Here is a 19,218-nt window from a genome sequence, read left to right as displayed (position 1 = left end):
CGGGGGCCGGAGTTGGAGTTGGGACCGGGGTGGAGTTGGAGCCGCGGTCGGAGGTGAACCCGTTCCGGACCTAAGCGGAGGCGGAGCTTGGGCCGGACCGGGACCGGAGCCGAGCTGAAGCCAGCCAGTCGGGACGGGGCTGCGGTTCGGGCGGGTCTTGTGCGAACCGACGTGGATTGTCCTGGCGCTCTCCCCCGTTGGACTGGCGCGCTCGCGTCTGCCCGGTCGCGTTTGGCTGCGGGGGCCGAGCATTGGCGTGCTCCTGCGTATACGACCCGGCATCAATGCGATTCGCACCGTCGTCGACCTTCCGCAGCGGCGTCCAGCGCAGCTTCGACCTGGTCTTGGGTGCGGACGAGCTGTGATGGACGGGTGATTGGTGTGGTGGGGCGGCTGTGCGGCTCGATATGGGAGCGTGCCGAGACTTTCCCTCGGGGAGATAGGGAGCGTTCGATCGATGTTTCACGTGAAGCATCGATGGCAAGTGTTGGCACTCGAACTGAATGGTGGGTCGATGCGCGACGGGTCTCGGACTTCCTTCGAAGACTCGCTCGGCGCTCGCTGACTGGTGTTGGGGTCTGGACGCTTTCGGTGTGGGCTCCGAACTGTTCAGCTGCGCTGGTTGGCTCGCAGCTGTGCCGCCGCCGTGCTTTTGCGGTGGTGCCGACCGAGTCAGCTGCATCGAGTCAGTGGTATCGGGGTGGGTGCGCCCGGGTAGGTGCATCGGGTGGCGCGCCGGATCCGCTGCGACAGAACGGTCGTGCCGGGAGCGCATCTCCCAGAGCGGTCGTTCCGAGAGTTTTGCGACAGAGCGGTCGCGTCGAACCAGCGTGGCGTTCGGAGCGCTGTCGTAGCGGAGGATTCGGAGCAGTGTCCCTCGAGGGGATCGGTCTTCTATGTCGGCTACGTCGGGGCGGCTTCTCGGAGAGTGCAGCGGCGCCCCGTCGATTGCACATGAGCGACCCGCGCGCTGGACTTCCCTGGCGCTGTTGGCAACCCACACCCTCCGATGCCGATGCCGATGCCGATGCCGATGCCGATGCCGATGCCGATGCCGATGCCGATGCCGATGCCGTCGACAAGTCAATCGATAACTAGTGACGACCGATGACCGGAGGTTGATGAGCTAAGGGAGACGGAGAGCGGCAATCGGCCGCGACCGACGAGCAACGAGATTCGGACACCGGAGCGACGACAGCGAACCGACGACACGCCATCAACCGACGACAACCGCCGGATCGCCAAGCGGACGACTTCTGAGCCATCTCCGAAGCACCACCACCACTTCGGAACCAACACGACAGCGACCCGATCCCGAGCCGAACGCACGTTGATTCACGTGAAACATCGCCCGCCCGTTGCCCAGCAGATACTTCGATCCGCATCCGACAACGCCGCAACTAGCACCTTCGTCGAAGGAACTAACCCCGCGCCAACCAAACTGCACCAGCGCACCGCCCCCACCCCACTCGAAAACCAAGATCCCGCCGTCCCCGAACCCCCATCCCCCCAGTGGAAACCACCCAACCCCGCCGGAATTCCTGCGGTGCGCAACGCTGATTCGCGGCTATCTGCGTGTCGTCGCGATTCAACTTTCTTCTAGCGCTCAGTGCTGGCAAGCTAGTGTGCGTCGGGCGTGAGCGTTGATGCCACGGTGGGATGTGGGTGTGCGGGACAGCTCCGCTCGGTTGATCGGGCGCCGTCCCGATGGAGCATCATGTTCGATCCGACACAGGCTGTTGAAGACACGGCGTCGGCATGGGCCGAGAGCACGTGCTCTGTAGTTCTCGGGTTAGGAGCTGTCTATGTCGAACGGTCCGGCGAATGTTTCACGGGAAACCATGTCGCGCGTGCCGGGGATGCTGGACTCCAGCAACTTCGACGCGGACGCATTCGGAAGCACACCGTTCGGGCACATCTCCCCGAGCGAGACCCCGATAGCGGCCGAAGCTCAGCGCGCAAGTCAGATATTGCATCCAGGAAAGGTGACAGTGCCTAAACCTCGCGAGCAACGGATCATCACCATCGCGAATCAGAAGGGCGGGGTCGGTAAGACGACCACGGCGGTGAATCTTGCCGCGGCCCTGGCGCATCAGGGGATGAAGGTGCTCGTGATCGATCTCGATCCGCAGGGCAATGCCAGCACTGCGCTCGGCATCGAGCATCACTCGGGTGTCCCTTCCAGCTATGAACTACTCATCGGCGAGGTCTCCGTCAAGGACGCCATCCAGCAGAGTCCGCACAACGAGCGGCTGCTGTGCATCCCGGCGACGATCGATCTCGCGGGTGCGGAGATCGAGCTCGTCTCGATGGTCGCCAGGGAAGGCCGTCTCAAGGGGGCTATCCAGGAGGCCAATATCGCGGGCTACGACATCGATTACGTGATGATCGACTGCCCGCCTTCCCTCGGCCTGCTGACGGTCAACGCGCTCGTCGCCGCCAAGGAGGTGCTGATCCCGATCCAGTGCGAGTACTACGCGCTGGAGGGCGTCGGTCAGCTGCTCCGCAATATCGGCCTGGTGCAGGCCCACCTGAACCCCGAGCTGCACGTGTCGACGGTGATCCTCACGATGTACGACGGCCGAACCAAGCTCGCCGACCAGGTCGCGGAGGAGGTGCGCGGCCACTTCGGCGATGTGGTGCTGCGCTCGGTGATTCCGCGCAGCGTGAAGGTCTCGGAGGCGCCGGGCTACGGCATGACCGTGCTCGATTATGATCCAGGCTCCCGGGGCGCGATGAGCTACCTCGACGCCGGACGTGAAATGGCCCAGCGGGCAATGGCCCGGCAGGCCGCGAACGGCGCGGAGTGATTCGGGTACTGGCGACCCGGGTCGGCGTGACCCGGATCGGTGGCGAACGAGGGAAGGACTCGGTGGGCCGATGACTCAGGCGAAGAAGGGTGGGCTAGGGCGCGGTCTGGCCGCGCTGATCCCGACGGGGCCCGCGGCCACGCAGGGTCTCGGCAGCGCCGCGGCCAACGTTGTGATCGGTCTCGACCCCGTCGGTCCGCAGCCCGCTTCGGCGTACCTGCACCGCGTCCCCGATCCCGCCGAAACCGCCGACGAGGCCGAGCTCGCCTCCTCCGGCGGCGCGGTCTACCGCGAGATTCCGCCGGACCAGATCGAGCCGAACCCGAAGCAGCCGCGCCAGGTCTTCGAAGACGAGGCGCTCGCCGAGCTGGTGCATTCCATCCGCGAATTCGGCCTCATGCAGCCGATCGTGGTGCGCCGCGTCGGGCCGGGCGTCGACCGCTTCCAGTTGATCATGGGCGAGCGGCGCTGGCGCGCCTCCCAGGAGGCCGGTCTGGAAGCGATCCCGGCGATCGTCCGGGAGACCGCCGACGAGTCGATGTTGCGCGACGCTCTCCTGGAGAACATTCACCGGGTGCAGCTGAATCCGTTGGAAGAGGCGGCCGCGTACCAGCAGCTGCTCGAGGAATTCGACGTCACCCACGAAGAACTGGCCACCAGGATCGGTCGATCCCGTCCGGTTGTCACGAACATGATCCGTCTGCTGAAGCTGCCGATCCCGGTGCAGCGGCGGGTCGCGGCGGGCGTGCTGTCCGCCGGCCACGCGCGCGCCCTGCTCGGACTGGAAGCGGGCGCCGATGCACAGGAGGTGCTGGCCGCTCGCATCGTCGCGGAAGGGCTCTCCGTGCGGGCCACCGAGGAAGCCGTCACACTGGCCAACCGCGACCCGGATGCGGCCACTCCCCCGGCGCCCCGGCGCAAGCCGATCCACATGCCTGGTTTACAGGACGTGGCCGAGCGCCTGTCGAATTCGTTCGACACTCGGGTCACCGTGAGCCTCGGCAAACGCAAGGGCAAGATCGTCGTCGAGTTCGGGTCTGTGGAAGATCTGGAACGCATCGTCGATCTGATGGAGCAACAGCAGCTCAGTCAGTGACAGAAAAGGCAAAATAGCCCCGTGTTCACCGTAAGTACGGGCCCGACGTCGAAACGTCACTGTGACGGCGTCGAAAACCGCGGTGCCGCACCGGCATTGCGCACGCCATCGGTCCGGCACGAGGACTCCGACCAACAGCACAGCGACGTGGAATGAGGCGGGTTCGCTTGATCGCTTATTCTTGCTGGCGAGAAGACGTTGATGCGGCGTGAGCGTGGATGAATCGGACAGCTGGAGGCTGAGCAGAGCGGTGTCGACCAGCGTCACAGCACTTACTCTCGGCGGACTGGACAAGCTGCCCGCGCATGCTCGTCGCTGTGTCTTCTGGGAGATCGATCCCGCCGTCGCGGAGGATTCGCGGTCGTTCAGTGATCCGGTCTTCGAAAAGGAAGCCTGGCTGTCGACGGTCATGCTGGAGTGGGGATCGTGCGGCCAGGTGGCGCACGTGGACGGCAACGTGGCGGGCTGTGCGCTGTACTCTCCGCCCAGTGCCGTGCCGCGGGCGTCGCTGTTCCCCACCTCCCCCGTCAGCCCGGACGCCATCCTCCTGACGACACTGCGCACCGAATTCCCGCACCGGGACGAGGACATCGCGCACCGACTGGTGCAGGCCGTGGTGGCGGATTTGGTGCGCCGCGGTGTCCGAGCCTTGGAGGCGTTCGGCATTCGCACCGAGCCGCCGGCCACTCGTCTTTCGGACCGTTTGGTTGGTTCGATGACCCTCATGGAACGAATCGGCGCGCCGGTCCGCGGTTCCGCCGCGGCCTCCCCCACCGAATGCTCACCGCAGACCTGCATGATCGACGCGGACCTGCTGGAGGAGTTCGGGTTCAAGGTCGTCGCGCCGCACCACCGCTTCCCGCGGCTGCGCCTGGAGCTGGATTCCGATCACGGCTGGAAGGAAGACGTGGAGCGGGCGCTCGACCAGCTGCTCGCCGCCGCGTCCATGACAGCTCCCACCAGGGTGGGCGCCCGCTGAGCCGAGAAAGCCTCTGCCGACCGCAGTCGGCAGAGGCTTTCGTTCGGATAGATGGTGTTCAGGCTCGATCGGCGGCGGCCAGTTCCTCGGCCAACAGCTCGGCGAAGGTGTACGTGCCGGTGGGCTGATCGTCCTGGCCCAGCAGGTACAGGCGCTTCACCGAGATCAGGATGGCTTCGGCGATGACGTCGCGCATCCGCGGATTGGTGAGCACCGAGGCGTCGTATTCGTTGGTGAGGTAGCCGATGTCGACCTGGACCGTGGGCATCTTGGTGAGCCGCAACAGATCCCAGGTGCGCGAGTGCGTACGGCAGTCCTGCAACGACGTGCGGGCCACCACCTCGCGCTGGATGAACCCGGCCAGCACCTGCCCGATCATCGAGACGGAGCCGTGCGAGTTGCCGAAATGGAAGCTGGCCACGCCGTTCGCCGACGGGCTCGGGTTGGTGGCACAGCGTAGCGAGATCATCAGGTCGGCGTCGAAGGCGTTGGAGGTCTCCGCCCGCTCGGCGTCGGTGGGATTGGCGCCCCACGGCCGCGAGAGGAAGGTCTCCATGCCCGTGGCGGCCATCCGGCCCTCCAGCCTGCTGGCCAGATCCCACAGGATTTCCGACTCGTAGACGTCGCCGAATTCGGTGGGCACCGCGTATCCCTTGTCGGGACCGCCGAGGCCGGGATCGATGACGATCCGCTTGCCGGTGAGCTGCGGCCCCGCCCGGTGCACCACCTCTTCTTCGGCGATGCGATGCGGATTGCCGCCGGTGACGCGCGCGCCGAGCAACTCCAGCGAACGTAGCGTGTCCGGACCGCAGATGCCGTCGGCGGACAGGCCGATCTCGCGCTGGAAAGCGGTGAGCGCTTCGTGGGTGTGCGGGCCGAAGTACCCGTCCACCCGATGAACGTAGAAGCCGAGGTCCTGCAGTTTGCGCTGCAACGTGGCGACGTCGTCGCCGTACAGCGGCGCGGACAGCTGATAGATCAGGGTGCGCGCGCCCAGGCGGTAGGACGCCTCCTTCAGGGCCCGGTAAGTGGCCGGACCCACCACACCGTCGACGAGCAGCCCGCGATGTTGCTGGAACGCGCGGACCGCGGAGTCGAGGTGATGATCGAAGGAGGCTTCGGTGTCCTTCCAGTACTCGCGTGCGTCGCCTTGATCGGCGCCGATGGCGTGTGCGTGCAGGAAGCCGAGACTTGCCAGGGTGCTCCGAACCTCAGCGACGGCTGGACCGGTATCACCGTGACGAAGTCGGTGCATGCGTGAGAGCCCTTTCCTTCCGTCAACCCGGGTACCCACTCATGCGACGGCATACACCCTCGCACGACCGGAGCGTCGGTCGATTGTCTCAGACCTGCCCCGCAATCCGACAATTACGGGGGTGCAGGAATCCTACGGCGCGTCGTGGAATCGCGCCGTCAGATCTCGCCTTCCAGTTCGCGGAGGAGGGCCGCTTTGCCCTTTGCGCCGACGATCTGCTTGACCGGCTTGCCGCCGCGGAAAAGCATCATAGTGGGCAGCGAAAGGATCTGGTATTCGCGGGCTGTCTCCGGGTTGGCGTCCACGTCCAGCTTGGCGATGGTCAGCTTGTCGGCGTTCGCGCTCGCGATCTCCTCGAGCACCGGGGCCACCATCTTGCACGGACCGCACCAATCCGCCCAGAAGTCGACGAGCACGGGCTTCTCACTGAGCAGCACCGCGTCGGCGAAGGACTTGTCGGTCACGGTGACCGTGTTCTCGGACATGGGTTTTCTCCTTGGTGAATCGGTGAGAGCGAAGATCAGTTGGTCGGCACGGCGACCGGCTGGCCCGCGGCGTCCAGGGTGTTGGCGGTGATGTCACCCTGCTCGGCCAGCCAGCGCTCGGCGTCGATCGCGGCGCGGCAGCCGGTACCCGCGGCGGTGATGGCCTGCCGGTAGGTATGGTCGACGAGGTCGCCCGCGGCGAACACGCCGGGAACCTCGGTCGCCGTCGTCGGGTGCTCGACCTGCACGTAGCCCTCGCCGTCCAGCTCCACCTGGCCACGCACCAACTCGCTGCGCGGGTCGTGGCCGATCGCCACGAACAGACCGGTGGCGGCCAGCTCGGAGGTCTCGCCGGTGCGGGTGTCGCGCAGCGTGAGACTGGTCACCGCGTTCTCGCCGTGCACCTCGAGCACCTCGGCGTTCAGCACGAACTTGATCTTCTCGTTGGCCTTGGCGCGCTCGAGCATGATCCGCGACGCGCGGAACTCCTCGCGGCGGTGCACGATGGTGACGCTCGACGCGAACTTGGTGAGGAAGGTCGCCTCCTCCATGGCCGAGTCGCCGCCGCCGACCACCACGATGTCCTGGCCCTTGAAGAAGAAGCCGTCGCAGGTGGCGCAGGCGCTCACGCCGCGGCCGAGCAGTCGCTGCTCGCCGGGGACGTTCAGGTAGCGCGCGGCCGAGCCCATGGCCAGGATGACCGCGTACGCCTGGTAGGTCTGATCGCCCACCGTGACCGTCTTGACCGGCCCGCTCAGGTCGATGGCGTCCACGTCCTCGGTGCGGATGTCCGCGCCGAAACGCTTGGCCTGCTCGCGCATCTCGTCCATCAGGTCGGGGCCCATGATGCCGTCGCGGAAACCGGGGAAGTTCTCGACCTCGGTCGTGGTCATCAGCGCGCCGCCGAACTGGGTGCCCTCGAACAGCAACGGCTCGAGTTCGGCGCGGGCGGCGTAGACGGCCGCGGTGTAGCCCGCGGGGCCGGAGCCGACGATGATCAGGTCGCGAACTGCCGTGGCCGTGTCGGTGGTTCGCTCGCGGAGCTCGCTCATGGGGCCCTTCCGAGAAGATCTGAGGGGAACGTGACGGTCAACAACAGCGTAAACGTTGTTGTTCCCGCGCCGGCCCGGCCGTATGCGGTCAGCCGATGTCGGTGACGTTCTTCACCTGCGGGTCGCCCGTGGTGCAGCCGGGGCCGACCACGAGTGCCGTGACCTTGTTCTGTGCGGGACCGGTGAGCAGGATGAGCACCGCGTCCTTGCCCTGATACTTCATGTTCATCGACCCGAGGACGCCACGGTCCAGGCCCGTGGCGGCGACACAGCGGTTGAGTGCGGCTCGGTTGCCGAGCGGCCCGGTGACGTCGTTGCGACCGAGGGCGGCGAGCGCGGCCGTGGGAGTCAGATCGTCGCCGAGGGGCCCGTTGCTCGGCGTGGGTTGCGCGGTGGACGTCACTTCGTCGCCGCGGAGCAGCTGGACGCCGATGCTGGTCCCCGCGATCACCGCGAGGACGGCTGCCGCGGCGGCGAACCAGCGCAACCGTCTTCCGCGACGCTCGTCGAGCGAGACGGGTGTCGCCAGCTTCTCCGTCGGCTCCTCGGAAGGCGTTGGCGCGCTAGGTGTTTCGGCAGTGCTATCTCTTTCGGCACCGCTGTGATTTCCGCTCGCGGCGTCGTGCCCTTGTCCGGCGCCGTTCCCGGATGCCGCGGCGCCGATCCGATGAATGGTGGCGACCTGCTCGGTCGGCTCCTCGCTCAGCTCGAGTTCGCTGACGAAGGCCGCCAGTCGTTCGGAAACGTCCTCGGGCATCGGATGGAGGACGCGCTCGTCGGTGCGCAAGGCGCGAATCCGCGTCGTCACCTCGTCCAGCGAGCGCAGGTAGCGCACGGCGTCCGAATCGGCGCGGACGGCGGGCCACAGTCGCGCGCCGAGTTCGGGGTCCACGTTGTCGGCGTGCAGGTCGGCCAGCAGTTCCGGTGAAAATGGAGGCTGCGGTACGGACCGGGTCGCCATCGCACCTCCAGTGCTCTCATCCGACGTAACTGTCTTGTCTGCCGCGGTCGGGCCGCGGGAACTCCCGGGCACCACATCTACATCGCTCAGGTGTTGGTCACTATTAATGACGCATCGCCACTACTTCCGGTTCCCCGGATCACGGAGAAATTCCAACCGTTCTTGCAGGCGTTGCCTGCCGCGGGCACAGCGACTCTTGATGGTGCCCTCCGGAACCCCCAACATCGCGGCCGCCTCCGACACGCTATACCCCTCCAGATCGATCGCGACCAGAGCGGTGCGCTGATCGGGCGGCAGCGAGAACAGCGCGCGATCCACCACGATCGACATCTCCAGTTCGGCGAACTCGTCGCGTTCGTCGCGGGGCTCCGGCAGCGTCTCCGGTGACAGCGCGATCGCCCGCCGAGTCTTGTTGCGCCGGATCCGATCCAGGCAAGCGTTCACCACGATCGCGTGCAGCCAGCTGCGCACCTCGGCCTCGGCGCGGAACGATCCGGCGGTGCGGTGCGCGGAAAGCAGTGCGTCCTGAAGCGAATCGGCGGCATCCTCACGGGTGTAGGAGGTGCGCAGCGCGGTCTGCCAGAGGTGGTCGTTGTGCCTGCGCAGCAGTTCGGCGAAGGCGTGGCGCTCGCCGCGCGCGTGGGCGCTGAGCAGTTCCTTGTCGGTGAGCTCGCCGAGCGCGAACGAGCGCTCGCGGGACGCGACCCGCGAACTTCCCGCGTGGGAATCCTCGTTCAATTCGGACGACAAGACCAACCCCTTGGACGTGCGCTCCACCGACGACAGCACGAAGCGGTCGTCGCCGAAAATATTTCGCAGCATCCGGGATCGAAAAAACCAGGTCCCGGGAAGCTCCCCTGCCGAGAGCGCGAGCCGATCATATCGGGGATGCCGAAGTGGCAGCAACAAGACCACTCGGGATGGGTTACACCGGGACAGGCGAGAATTCGGCCCGCGGGTCGGATGGAATCAGGGCGCGGCGTCGAACCGCAGATCGGCGATCATCGTCTGGAACTGGCTTCCCGAGTTGCCGAGACCGGTGATCCAGACGAGCACGTAGCGAGCGGACTGGTCTGCGTTGACCGGGATCTCGGTGACGCCGTCGGTCAGCTGGGCCGCGCCGATCAGCTGGGTCTGGTCCAGCGTCGGCGAATTCGTCGGCGAGGTACGGATTTCCACGGACGTACCGGGGCTCGGCGAGGTGATCGAGACGTTGGTCAGCTTCGCCGGGCTCGGTAGCGTGGCCAGCAGTCCCACGCCCTTCTTGAGAGCGGGGAACTGCTGGAAGTACTGATCGGAGCGCCAGACGGTGGCCGGATCGTTGTCCAGCACCGCGCCGACGCCGCTGACGTTGTCCGGCGTGCCCTCCGGGGAGAACACGGTCGCGCCGGTCACCGGGACCGGGACGCCGCCGGACGCCTGATTGCCCGGGATCGCTCCCGGCGGCGTGGTCGGCGACGCCGAACTGTTGGTGGTCAGACCGATATTGCGCTGCTCGTCCAGCGGTGCGTTGGTCGCGCCTGGCGCGAAAACGCTTACCATCCACCAGATCACGATGCCGACCACGAGGGCGGCCAGAATCCCCAGTCCGACCATGATCCACATCATGCGCTGCGACCGCTCGCGTTCGGCGGCGAGCAGTTCCGGATCGGCCAGCGAATCGTCGGTGTTGACCGGCTGCGCCCGCTGCCCGAGCCGCAGAACCGGAATGAAATCGGTCTTCTGGTCGACGACCGAAGCCTGCTCCAGCACGTGCTGGACGGTGGCCGCGGTCCGCACGCCCTTGTTCGACTCCAGCGAGCGCACCGCGACCGCGGAGATCTCGAAGGGCACCTCGGGCCGAATCTGCCGCGGCTCCACCGGCGTTCCGTCCGGGCCGAAGTCGGCGAGGCGCAAGCCGCCGACGGTGGCGGCGGTGCCGGTCATGCCGCCCGGGCGGATCGGCCAGCGCGCGGTGATGAGCGCGTAGAGCATCGCGCCGAGACCGCGCACGTCGGATTGCGCGTCGGAATCGGACAGCGTGCCGGGGAAGGCGAGCACCGCGTCACCGGACGCGCTGATCCGCACCCGGTCCGGGTGATCGATGGAGAGCGAACCGCCACCGCGGTGGGCCAATTCGGCCGCCGACGCGAGTGCGCGGATCGCGCGCGCCGCGCCGATCGGCGACGGCACCGTCTCGGCCATCTCGCGCAGCGAGCGACCCGGGGTCCACTCGGCGACCACGATGCCGCCGGAGCTGCCGCGCACCACGTCGAGAACGCGGGCCAGGCCGGGCGAATTGATCCGGCCGAGCCGCAGCGTGCGGGAGAGGATGGCCTGCGGTCCGTCGTGGCCGGAGTTGTCGGTGGCCTTCTGGTCGGCGTCGACGAAGGTGAGCGCGACCTCGCGGTCGAGTTTGATGTCGAGCGCCTGCCAGAACTTCAGTCCGCGCGAGCCGCCGTGGCTGGCGAGCAGCCGGTAGCGACCGCCCGCGACCGAAGCCCCCGGAATCAGCTTGGGGCCGCGCGGAGTTCGACGTGAACCCGTCGCTTCCGGTGCGGTGGGCGGCAGCTGCGGAATGGGAATCATGCCGGTGTCGTACATCGGGTCGCGCGGCGGCGCCTGATGTGAGGTCTCGTTCGCACCATGCTGCCCGTCGGTAGCGGGCGTGCCGATCGCTTCCTCGTTCGTATGCTCGGGCTCCGACGGGTTCTCCGCGGCGGGCGGATGGTCGATGGACAGGCCGCCGGCCTTGGTCGCAGAAGGATCGGCGGCTGGGACGCCGCCCACCGCCGCGTCGTCGCTCACCCTGGTTCCTCCTTCGCCCTGGTATGTCGAAGTTCCGGCGAATTCGCCACTTGTGCTTCTCTGCCGAACAGGGTACGGGAACTCCCCCCGCCCGGTGCGGTCAACAGCATCCGGTCTGATCACGGGCAAGACCATCGTGGCCTGCGAATCCAGGTACGGATCGAAGCCGGAGTACATGTACGGATCGGGCCTGCGGAAGACCTGCGTGGCGTACTCGTCCTCGACCCGTCCTTCGAGGTCCAGATCCGGTGCCGGCGGCGTGATACCGAGGCGACGGGAGATGGCCACGGTGATGGCGACGATCTCCGGAATACCGGCCAGGCGCATGAGACCGAACGCCGTCGCGAACATGACGATCGCGGTGATCGTCACACGGATCAGCGATCCGGGACCGCCCATGGATTCCGAGAGCCGCTCCAGGCCGAGCACCTCGTCCACGATCAGCATCACCGCGCCGCCCGCGATCGACGCGAGCACGACCCGGGTGACGGTGCGGCCGACGTTCGCCATCCGCAGATCGCCGAGGCTGCGGTGCAGCAGGTAGCCGCCGATGATGGCGCCCGCGGTGAACCCGAGGCCGGTGGCGACGCCGAGGACGATGACGACCTGATCGCTGTTGTCCGCGATGAACGGCGCCAGCGCCGAGAAGGCGATCTTGACGGCGGTGATGCCGAGGATGATCCAGGTCGGCGTCCACGCCTGCTCGCGCGCGTAGAACACCCGCAGGTGGATCAGCACGAGCGCGTAGGGAATCAGCGCGAAGGCCGACCAGCTCACCGCGTAGCCGAGGCGTTCGGCGTCGCCGGTGAAGCGCGCGTACCCGAACAGCGCCTCGCCGAGCTGCGGTCCCGCGAGCGTCAGGAAGGTGACGACGGGGACGAGGGCGATCATCGTCAGGCGGGTCGCGACGGAGAGGTCGTCGACGACGGCGGGTGTGTCACCCTCGGCCGCGTTGCGGCTCAGCCGCGGCATGATCGCGGTGAGCACCGTGACGCCGAGGACGCCGTAGGGCAGCTGGAGCAGCAGCCAGGCCAGCGAGTAGATGGCCGGGCCCGCCTCGTCCGCCGTCGAGGCGACGTGGTTGGCGAAGACCAAGCCGACCTGGCTGATCAGCACGTACAGGATGATGGCCGCGCCCATCATGCCGAACTGTTTGAGGCGGGTGTCGACGCCCCAGAGCGGCCGCAGGTCGATCCCCTCGCGGCGGATCGCGGGCAGCAGGGTCGCCGCCTGGGTGAACACGCCGAGCGTGACGCCGATGCCGAGGACGAGCAGCTTCGGATCGCTCATGCTCACCGGATCGAGCGTGATCTCGCCGGGCGTCACCGCGTAGAGGCCGAGCACCACGAGCACGACGATGTTGTTCAGCACTGGCGCCCACGCGCCTGGTTTGAACACCTGGCGGGTGTTCAATATCGCGGTGAACAGCGCCGACATGCCGTAGAAGAGTATCGCGGGCAACAACAAGAAGGTCAGCGCCGTGGTCAGCTGGGTGTTGACCTTGCCGTCGGCGGCGACGAAGACGTGCGTCGCCAGCAACGGCGCCGAGGCCGTCGCCAGCAGGGTTGCGCCCATCAACACCACGAAAGCGGCCGTGACCAGGCGCCGGACGAAGGCCGTCCCGCCGTCGGGGTCCTCCTTCTCGGCGCGCACCAGCGTCGGCACCACCATCGCGGTCAGCACGGCGCCGAGCACCAGCTCGGTGATCATGTTCGGGATCAGGCTCGCCGAGGTGAAGGCACTGGCGATCGCCGGACCGAGCACCGCGGCGAGCAGCAGCTGCTTGCCGAAACCGGTGACGCGGCTGATCAGCGTCGCGATCGCGATCGAACCGGAGTCCCTGAGCAGCCGAGCGTTCGTGCTCTCCGTGCTCGCTTTGCTCTCGAGCGCCTCCGGTTCGGCCTCGGTGACCGCCCACTCGTGGGTCGTCGGACGGTCGGCCTGGGCCGAGTTGCGCGCGGCGGGCCCTGGACGTGACCGCAGTGGCACCGGGTTCGGCTGCTGCGGGGCGTAGTTGGGCGGCGGCGCGAAGCGCTGCGGCGGCGCAGGGGGGCGCGGGATCGGCCTGCCTTGGCCGGGCGGCACGCTGGCCGGCGGCGCGGGTCGTCCCTGCTGCGGAGGGGGCGCGGGCCTGCCCTGCTGTGCCGGCGGCGCGGGGCGACCCTGTGGCGCGGGGCGCGGGCCGCCGGGACCGGCGGGCTGCGGCGGGTACTGACGCTGACCCGGATGCGGCGCGGCGCCGGGCTGCTGCGGCGGCACGGGCGGGCGGCCGACGGGACCGCGCTGAGCGGGCATGGGTCCGGATTGTCCGGGAAGTGGGCCGCGCTGGGCGGGCATCGGGCCGGACTGTCCGGGTCTCGGGCCGCGCTGGGCGGGCATCGGCCCCGAGGGTGGCGCCGTCCGACCGCCTTGTGGCGGCCCGGAGGGGCGGCTGACCCGAGGCACTCTCGGATACTCGCCGTAGGGGTCCCGGTGCGTCATGCCCGGATCCTCCTGCGGTTCGCTCTGCGGCCGGACCCGCTCCCAAGGCGCGGCGGGCGCCCGGCGGGCGGGCGGCCCGTCAGGTCGTTCATCAGATCGAGACCGATGAGCGGATAAATCATCGTCGCTCATCATGCCTCCTGTGTCGTACCGGACCTGCGCATCAGGCATGCCCGATCGGCGTTTCGCCCATCGAGACTTCCCCGCCGTGCTGGTCGACGCGCCCGCGCCGGAGCGGGCGCGACGATGCTCCGATTGTCCCGCACGGTGAGGGCATCCGATCGATCATCCCTCATCGTGTCCGTGTTCCTGTTCGCGTAGTACTCGCTTGCGCGCACGCCGGTACCTATTCACCCGACGCCTGATGCCGGGGTCGAAACCCTCGTCGGCGGGATCGGGCTCGCCACGGAAGCGCCGCCAGAGCCGACGCCCGGCCAACAGGAACAGCAGCAGTCCGGCGCATGCCGTAATTATGGCCAAGGCTTGGCCGTAGGCGTTCGAACGCACCGAGACCGAGGTGGCGTTGCCAAGTGCGACGCCGTCGGGCGTGGTGAGGGAAATCGGAATCACCAGGTTGCGGCTGTCGCTGACCTCGGTCGGAATCTGGAACGACCGCGTGCCCTTCGGCGGAAGCTGCTGTTCGCCGATGTCGGTGATGTTCGTCTCGGCGGGCGCCTCGATACGGAACCTGATGCGGATGGCGACCGGCAGATCGTTGCGCGCGACCAGCAGCAGCGGGCTCTGCTCGGAAGCCAGCGTGTACACGCCGCCCGGCGGGAGCACCGTCACCGACCGGTACATGTTGTTCATCGTGCGCGTCGTCTGATCCAGCCGTCGCTGCGCGAAGGTGTCCGGCTGGGTGGCGTTGCCGGTGCGGCGATCGGAGAGGGAGAGGACCCGCAGCAGGTCGTCGCGCAGGGGCGTGAGGAACTGGCGCGGCGTCGGCTCGATTTCCGGCACGTCCACCAGCGCCCGCATCAGTTCGGTGATCCGGTGGCCCTGGTCGCGGGTCGGCAACACGAATCGCGCGGGCACCGCGTCCTCCGCCGCCTGCGGCAGATAGTCGAGCTCGTGAGGTTGCGCGTCCGGCGGCTGGGCGAGCAGATCCGGGAACGATCGCGGCGTCGCGAGGTTGTTCCTGATCAGCAGCTCCAGCTGCCCGAGCAGCGCGGCGGCCTCGTCCCGGTTGGCGCCCCACTGCTGCGGCGGCATCAGCAGCAGCGAGCGCGGCTTGCCCGGTTCGGGATGCAGCGCGCTCCACGACACCGCGCCCAGCGCGTCCTGGAGGCGGGCGGCGCGCGAGTCGTTGGTGACGTCGTAGCGCACCCGATCCGGCGTGAACGACGGCGTCGGCGGATTCGAACCGACCGCTGCCAGCGCCGTAGCCGACCAGATGTCGAAGGTCGCCGCGTGCAGGGCCGGGTCGGGCTGGGCGGCGGGCGGTGCGCCCGGTTCGACGGCCGGGGGCGACTGCTCCGGCGCAGGCTGCGCGGTGACGTCCGGCAGCCGGACCATTTCGGGTGCCGCGGACTCGGCGACGTCGGTCTCCGCTACAGCGGCCCCGCGACCGTTGCTGTACTCCGCCGAGCCCGCTTCGCCGACCGGCACCGCGGCCGTGTCGGCCAGTACGGCGGTGCCGAACCCGTGGCTGCGCAACAACTTTCCGCCGCTCATGTCGATGCTGCCGGAATCCGGCAGGCTGACACCGCGCAGCGAGCGGGTCGCCAGGATCGAATCGATGATCTCCGCGGGCGCGTGCAACGCGCGCGCCGACAGCTCGGGATCGTTCACCGCCGCCAGCGCGGTCACGTCCACCTGCGCGAACGGCAATGCCACCGTGCACACCGACGAGGCGAGCGCGCGCAACCGGTCCAGCCAGGTCTGCGCGTGCTCGGAGCCGGTGCCCTCGCGCGTCGCGCCGTCCGGATCCGACGGGCTGGCGAGCACGCGGTAACCCCTGGTCATCGCCTGCACGGTGAGCAGCAGATCCGGGTCGACGGCGACGCACACCGCCGAGGCCAGCCCGCGATCCCGGGTCGCCCCTGAACCGAGCGCCGACTCCAGCGCGCCGAGCAGCTGTTCCAGCCGACCGCCCTTGCCGAGCGAGGCCGCCAGCTCGTCGTCGGTCAGCTCGACCTTTCCGTTCACCGAACCCGGCGCGCCCGCCACCATCCGCGGCCGGTCTGCCAGCGGCCACAGCAGCGTCGTCGCCACCGGGGCGTCGGTCGGCGCGGGCACCGGCGGCGGGGCGTCCGGCCCGGCTGCGGGCAGGCCGAGGACCGGCAACAGGAACCGGGCGTCGTCGAGCCGAGCCTGGCTCCCGTACGCGGGCTCGCCGTTGACGTTCAACAGCAGTGGATACACGCCGGGCTCGGTGATCTGCAACGACGCGTCGTCGCCCGGCCGCAGCGGAATGCTCAACGTGAACTGCTTGCGCTGCCCGGGACTGAGCCGTTCGACCACATCCTCGAATGGACCGGTGAGCTCGTAGTTGACCTGGTCCAGCCGCAACGCCGAGCGCAACCCGCTCGGCGCCGACACCGCGGCCGCCCGTTGGATACGGACGCTGATGTCGTCGACGACGCGATCGCCGATGTTCGTCACCGTGCCCGACACCGTGAGCAGCGAATCACTGGTCGTGGTCACCGCCGAGGGTGTCACCGAATCCAGCGACAGCTTCACGAATTTGGGCGTCGTGGAGTTGTTCGACCCATTCGGCTGCGCACTCCCAGGGGCGGCGAGCAGCACCGGCACGGCGGTCATCGAACCGACCAGGGTCAGGACCGCCACGATGATCCGGAACAGGCCCACCTGTCGCCCGGCCACCACCCCCCACGGAATCGCTGCGCGATGCCGAAAAGTCTGGGTCATCGCTTGCCGGTCTCCATCCGGTCGATCAACCGGTTCGCCACCTCGGCCAGTCTGCGTTCGTCGGCGTAGGCCAGACGAGAATCCAGTTCCGTCAACGGAACCCACGCGACCTGGGTGACCTCCACGTCGGCGTCGGACAACTCGCCGCCGACGGAACGCAAAAGATAATGATGCACGGTCTTGTGTACCCGGCGGCCCTCGGTGACGAACCAGTAATCGATACTGCCCAACTCGGCCACCACCACGCCGTGAATGCCGGTCTCCTCGGCCACCTCACGGATCGCGGTCTGCTCCGCCGTCTCGCCTTCCTCGATATGACCCTTCGGCAACGACCACAGCAACCGGCCACGGCGATCGGTGCGACCGATCAAGGCAGCGCTGCGTTTATCGCTCGGTCCGTCCAGACCGTCCACGACCAATCCCCCCGCGGAAGTCTCCCGGACGGTACGCATGCGCGGTTTCGCCGCGTTGGCCGCCGAACCGCGGCGCCGAGGCTGGCGGCGTCGACTGTTCGCGCGATCGGCCGGAGACACCAAGCAATCCTACTGTGTTCAATTTGCCGCGCTGGCGCGCGGCGTGTTCGCGGCCCTCTCTGTCTCGCTCCCCAGCGGCCGAGACTCGCGACTTCGTCGCATGCGCTTCGGCCGCTGGGAAGCGAGACGGCCGCGAACGGTCGCTCGTCGGGCTCGCTCCGTGGTGGGTGGGTAGGGATGGAATGTTGCGTCGATTCCGAGACGGCCGCGAACGGGCTCGTAGGACTCGTCCTCGAGGTGGTCGGGAATGTGCGAATGGGGGCTCGTTTCAATGACCGCCCGCAGTGGTCGTAGCCACAGGTTGGTCCGGTGGGATGGACGTCGCGTTCGGTTCGATGCCAGCGTTCGGCCGCGTGCCGGAAATTCGCTTTTCCCGGCTCGGTAAGCTGCTGCTTCGTGGTTTCGTCCAAGTCCGAGGATGCGCAAGTGACCGATCCAGCTCCGTCGTCTTCCGAGGAGCGGCGTACCCGGTTGCTCGCCGCGGCGGCGGTCACCCTCGGCGGGCTCGCCGACGTGCTCACGCCACTCGGTGAAATGTTCGCGGCGCGCGGGCACGAGCTGTATCTGGTCGGCGGCAGTGTGCGCGACGCGGTGCTCGGACGGCTCGGCACGGATCTGGACTTCACCACCAGCGCGCGGCCCGAGCAGGTGCAGGAGCTGATGCGCGGATGGGCCGACCACCTGTGGGATACCGGCGGCCTGGCGTTCGGCACGGTCAGCGCGGCAAAGGCCGATCAGCAGCTGGAGATCACGACCTTCCGCAGCGACTCCTACGACCGCGTCTCGCGCAATCCGGAGGTCACCTTCGGCGACACACTCGAGGGCGATCTGGTGCGCCGCGACTTCACCGTCAACGCGATGGCCGTGAAGATCGCCGCGGACGGTTCGCTCGAGTTCGTCGATCCGCTCGGCGGCATGGACGCGCTGCTGGCCGGTGTGCTGGACACCCCTGCGGCGCCGGAGGATTCGTTCCACGACGATCCGCTGCGCATGCTGCGCGCCGCCCGCTTCGTCTCCCAGCTCGGCTTCGAACTGGCGCCGCGGGTGCGCACGGCCATCGAGGCGATGGCGGACGAGATCGATCGCATCACCGCCGAGCGGGTGCGCACCGAACTCGACAAGCTCATCGGCGGTGCGCACCCGATCGACGGCATCAACGTGATGTGTGAGAGCGGTCTCGCCGAGCGGGTGCTGCCCGAGGTGCCCGCCATGAAGCTGGAGATCGACGAGCACCACCAGCACAAGGACGTGTACTGGCACTCACTCACGGTGCTCCAGCAGGCCATCGACCTCGAGGACGGCGATCCGGACCTGGTGCTGCGCTGGGCGGCGCTGCTGCACGACATCGGCAAGCCCGACACCAAGCGCAACGAGCCGGGCGGCGGCGTCAGCTTCCACCATCACGAGGTGGTCGGCGCCAAGATGGTGCGCAAGCGGATGCGCGCGCTGAAGTATCCGAAGCAGTTCACCGAGGACGTGGCCAGGCTGGTCTTCCTGCATCTGCGTTTCCACGGCTACGGCAAAGGCCAGTGGACCGATTCCGCGGTGCGCCGCTACGTCACCGACGCCGACGAGCTGCTGCCCCGGCTGCACAAGCTGGTGCGCGCGGACTGCACCACCCGCAACAAGCGCAGGGCCGCGGCCCTGCAGGCGACCTACGACGACCTCGAGGCGCGCATCGAGCGCATCCAGCAGGACGAGGATCTGGCCAAAGTCCGCCCCGACCTGGATGGCAACGCCATCATGGAGTTGCTCGGCCTGCCACCCGGCCCCGAGGTCGGCAAGGCGTGGCGCTTTCTCAAGGAGCTGCGCCTCGACCGCGGCCCGCTGACCCGCGAGGAAGCGGAGGCGGCGCTGTTGGAATGGTGGAAGTCGCAGAGCTGAAAGGGCTTTCGCGGACCTCAGGGT

The 19,218-nt window shown here is 68.1% G+C and carries 13 protein-coding genes; 5 read left to right on the top strand and 8 right to left on the bottom strand.

Annotated features, from left to right (window positions below):
• Nucleotides 1-954 precede the first annotated feature (954 nt).
• The 4 genes from AB0H50_RS08655 (at nt 955) to AB0H50_RS08640 (ending at nt 4,885) form a co-directional block, all read left to right on the top strand.
• On the top strand, nt 955-1,098 hold the full coding sequence (locus AB0H50_RS08655; RefSeq protein ID WP_357448660.1) for a hypothetical protein: 144 nt from the start codon (nt 955-957) through the stop codon (nt 1,096-1,098).
• Nucleotides 1,099-1,805: 707 nt separating this feature from the next.
• The gene (locus AB0H50_RS08650; protein ID WP_357448658.1) at nt 1,806-2,810 is read left to right on the top strand and encodes an AAA family ATPase; all 1,005 of its coding nucleotides are present in this window, start codon (nt 1,806-1,808) and stop codon (nt 2,808-2,810) included.
• Between the two features lie 70 nt (nt 2,811-2,880).
• Nucleotides 2,881-3,906 (top strand): ParB/RepB/Spo0J family partition protein, encoded by a 1,026-nt coding sequence (locus tag AB0H50_RS08645; protein ID WP_357448657.1) that lies wholly within the window; start codon nt 2,881-2,883, stop codon nt 3,904-3,906.
• Nucleotides 3,907-4,156: 250 nt separating this feature from the next.
• Nucleotides 4,157-4,885, top strand: a complete 729-nt coding sequence (locus AB0H50_RS08640) for a GNAT family N-acetyltransferase (protein ID WP_357448655.1) — start codon at nt 4,157-4,159, stop codon at nt 4,883-4,885.
• A 58-nt stretch (nt 4,886-4,943) separates the two neighbouring features.
• Here AB0H50_RS08640 and AB0H50_RS08635 read toward each other — a convergent pair whose 3' ends face one another.
• The 8 genes from AB0H50_RS08635 to AB0H50_RS08600 all read right to left on the bottom strand — a co-directional run bounded on the left by AB0H50_RS08635 (nt 4,944) and on the right by AB0H50_RS08600 (nt 17,310).
• On the bottom strand, nt 4,944-6,140 hold the full coding sequence (locus tag AB0H50_RS08635; RefSeq protein ID WP_357448653.1) for an N-acetylmuramoyl-L-alanine amidase: 1,197 nt from the start codon (nt 6,138-6,140) through the stop codon (nt 4,944-4,946).
• Nucleotides 6,141-6,298: 158 nt separating this feature from the next.
• On the bottom strand, nt 6,299-6,625 hold the full coding sequence (gene trxA / locus AB0H50_RS08630; protein ID WP_357448651.1) for a thioredoxin: 327 nt from the start codon (nt 6,623-6,625) through the stop codon (nt 6,299-6,301).
• Nucleotides 6,626-6,660: 35 nt separating this feature from the next.
• Nucleotides 6,661-7,677: a thioredoxin-disulfide reductase gene (gene trxB / locus AB0H50_RS08625; RefSeq protein ID WP_357448649.1), complete on the bottom strand. Its 1,017-nt coding sequence runs from the start codon at nt 7,675-7,677 to the stop codon at nt 6,661-6,663.
• 88 nt (nt 7,678-7,765) lie between these two features.
• Entirely contained in the window at nt 7,766-8,638 is an 873-nt protein-coding gene (locus AB0H50_RS08620; protein WP_357448647.1) for a hypothetical protein, read from the bottom strand.
• 120 nt (nt 8,639-8,758) lie between these two features.
• Nucleotides 8,759-9,460 (bottom strand): RNA polymerase sigma factor SigM, encoded by a 702-nt coding sequence (gene sigM / locus AB0H50_RS08615; protein ID WP_357448645.1) that lies wholly within the window; start codon nt 9,458-9,460, stop codon nt 8,759-8,761.
• Nucleotides 9,461-9,607: 147 nt separating this feature from the next.
• Complete coding sequence (locus AB0H50_RS08610; RefSeq protein WP_357448643.1) at nt 9,608-13,720, bottom strand: lipid II flippase MurJ; 4,113 nt, start codon at nt 13,718-13,720, stop codon at nt 9,608-9,610.
• A gap of 471 nt (nt 13,721-14,191) precedes the next feature.
• A complete protein-coding gene (locus AB0H50_RS08605; protein ID WP_357448641.1) occupies nt 14,192-16,777 on the bottom strand; it encodes a DUF6049 family protein in 2,586 nt (861 codons plus the stop codon).
• Nucleotides 16,774-17,310, bottom strand: a complete 537-nt coding sequence (locus AB0H50_RS08600; protein WP_084501546.1) for an NUDIX hydrolase — start codon at nt 17,308-17,310, stop codon at nt 16,774-16,776. Before AB0H50_RS08600 ends, AB0H50_RS08605 begins: the two co-directional genes overlap by 4 nt.
• Before the next feature lie 426 nt (nt 17,311-17,736).
• Here AB0H50_RS08600 and AB0H50_RS08595 point away from each other — a divergent pair, with 426 nt between their 5' ends.
• A complete protein-coding gene (locus tag AB0H50_RS08595) occupies nt 17,737-19,194 on the top strand; it encodes a CCA tRNA nucleotidyltransferase (protein ID WP_357448639.1) in 1,458 nt (485 codons plus the stop codon).
• Nucleotides 19,195-19,218 lie beyond the last annotated feature (24 nt).

Origin of the sequence: Nocardia sp. NPDC050793, from assembly GCF_040654065.1 — a bacterium.
Lineage (GTDB): Bacteria > Actinomycetota > Actinomycetes > Mycobacteriales > Mycobacteriaceae > Nocardia.
Note: the sequence above shows the minus strand (reverse complement) of the source record. Positions and strands in the feature narration are given on the sequence as shown.

What these genes read in the sequence shown, in the direction of transcription:
- AB0H50_RS08655 (WP_357448660.1), top strand. Translation starts at nt 955, where the DNA reads ATGAGCGACCCGCGCGCTGGACTTCCCTGGCGCTGTTGGCAACCCACA.
- AB0H50_RS08635 (WP_357448653.1), bottom strand. Translation starts at nt 6,140, where the DNA reads ATGCACCGACTTCGTCACGGTGATACCGGTCCAGCCGTCGCTGAGGTT.
- AB0H50_RS08610 (WP_357448643.1), bottom strand. Translation starts at nt 13,720, where the DNA reads ATGCCCGCTCAGCGCGGTCCCGTCGGCCGCCCGCCCGTGCCGCCGCAG.
- trxB (WP_357448649.1), bottom strand. Translation starts at nt 7,677, where the DNA reads ATGAGCGAGCTCCGCGAGCGAACCACCGACACGGCCACGGCAGTTCGC.
- AB0H50_RS08605 (WP_357448641.1), bottom strand. Translation starts at nt 16,777, where the DNA reads ATGACCCAGACTTTTCGGCATCGCGCAGCGATTCCGTGGGGGGTGGTG.
- AB0H50_RS08620 (WP_357448647.1), bottom strand. Translation starts at nt 8,638, where the DNA reads ATGGCGACCCGGTCCGTACCGCAGCCTCCATTTTCACCGGAACTGCTG.
- trxA (WP_357448651.1), bottom strand. Translation starts at nt 6,625, where the DNA reads ATGTCCGAGAACACGGTCACCGTGACCGACAAGTCCTTCGCCGACGCG.
- sigM (WP_357448645.1), bottom strand. Translation starts at nt 9,460, where the DNA reads ATGCTGCGAAATATTTTCGGCGACGACCGCTTCGTGCTGTCGTCGGTG.
- AB0H50_RS08650 (WP_357448658.1), top strand. Translation starts at nt 1,806, where the DNA reads ATGTCGAACGGTCCGGCGAATGTTTCACGGGAAACCATGTCGCGCGTG.
- AB0H50_RS08645 (WP_357448657.1), top strand. Translation starts at nt 2,881, where the DNA reads ATGACTCAGGCGAAGAAGGGTGGGCTAGGGCGCGGTCTGGCCGCGCTG.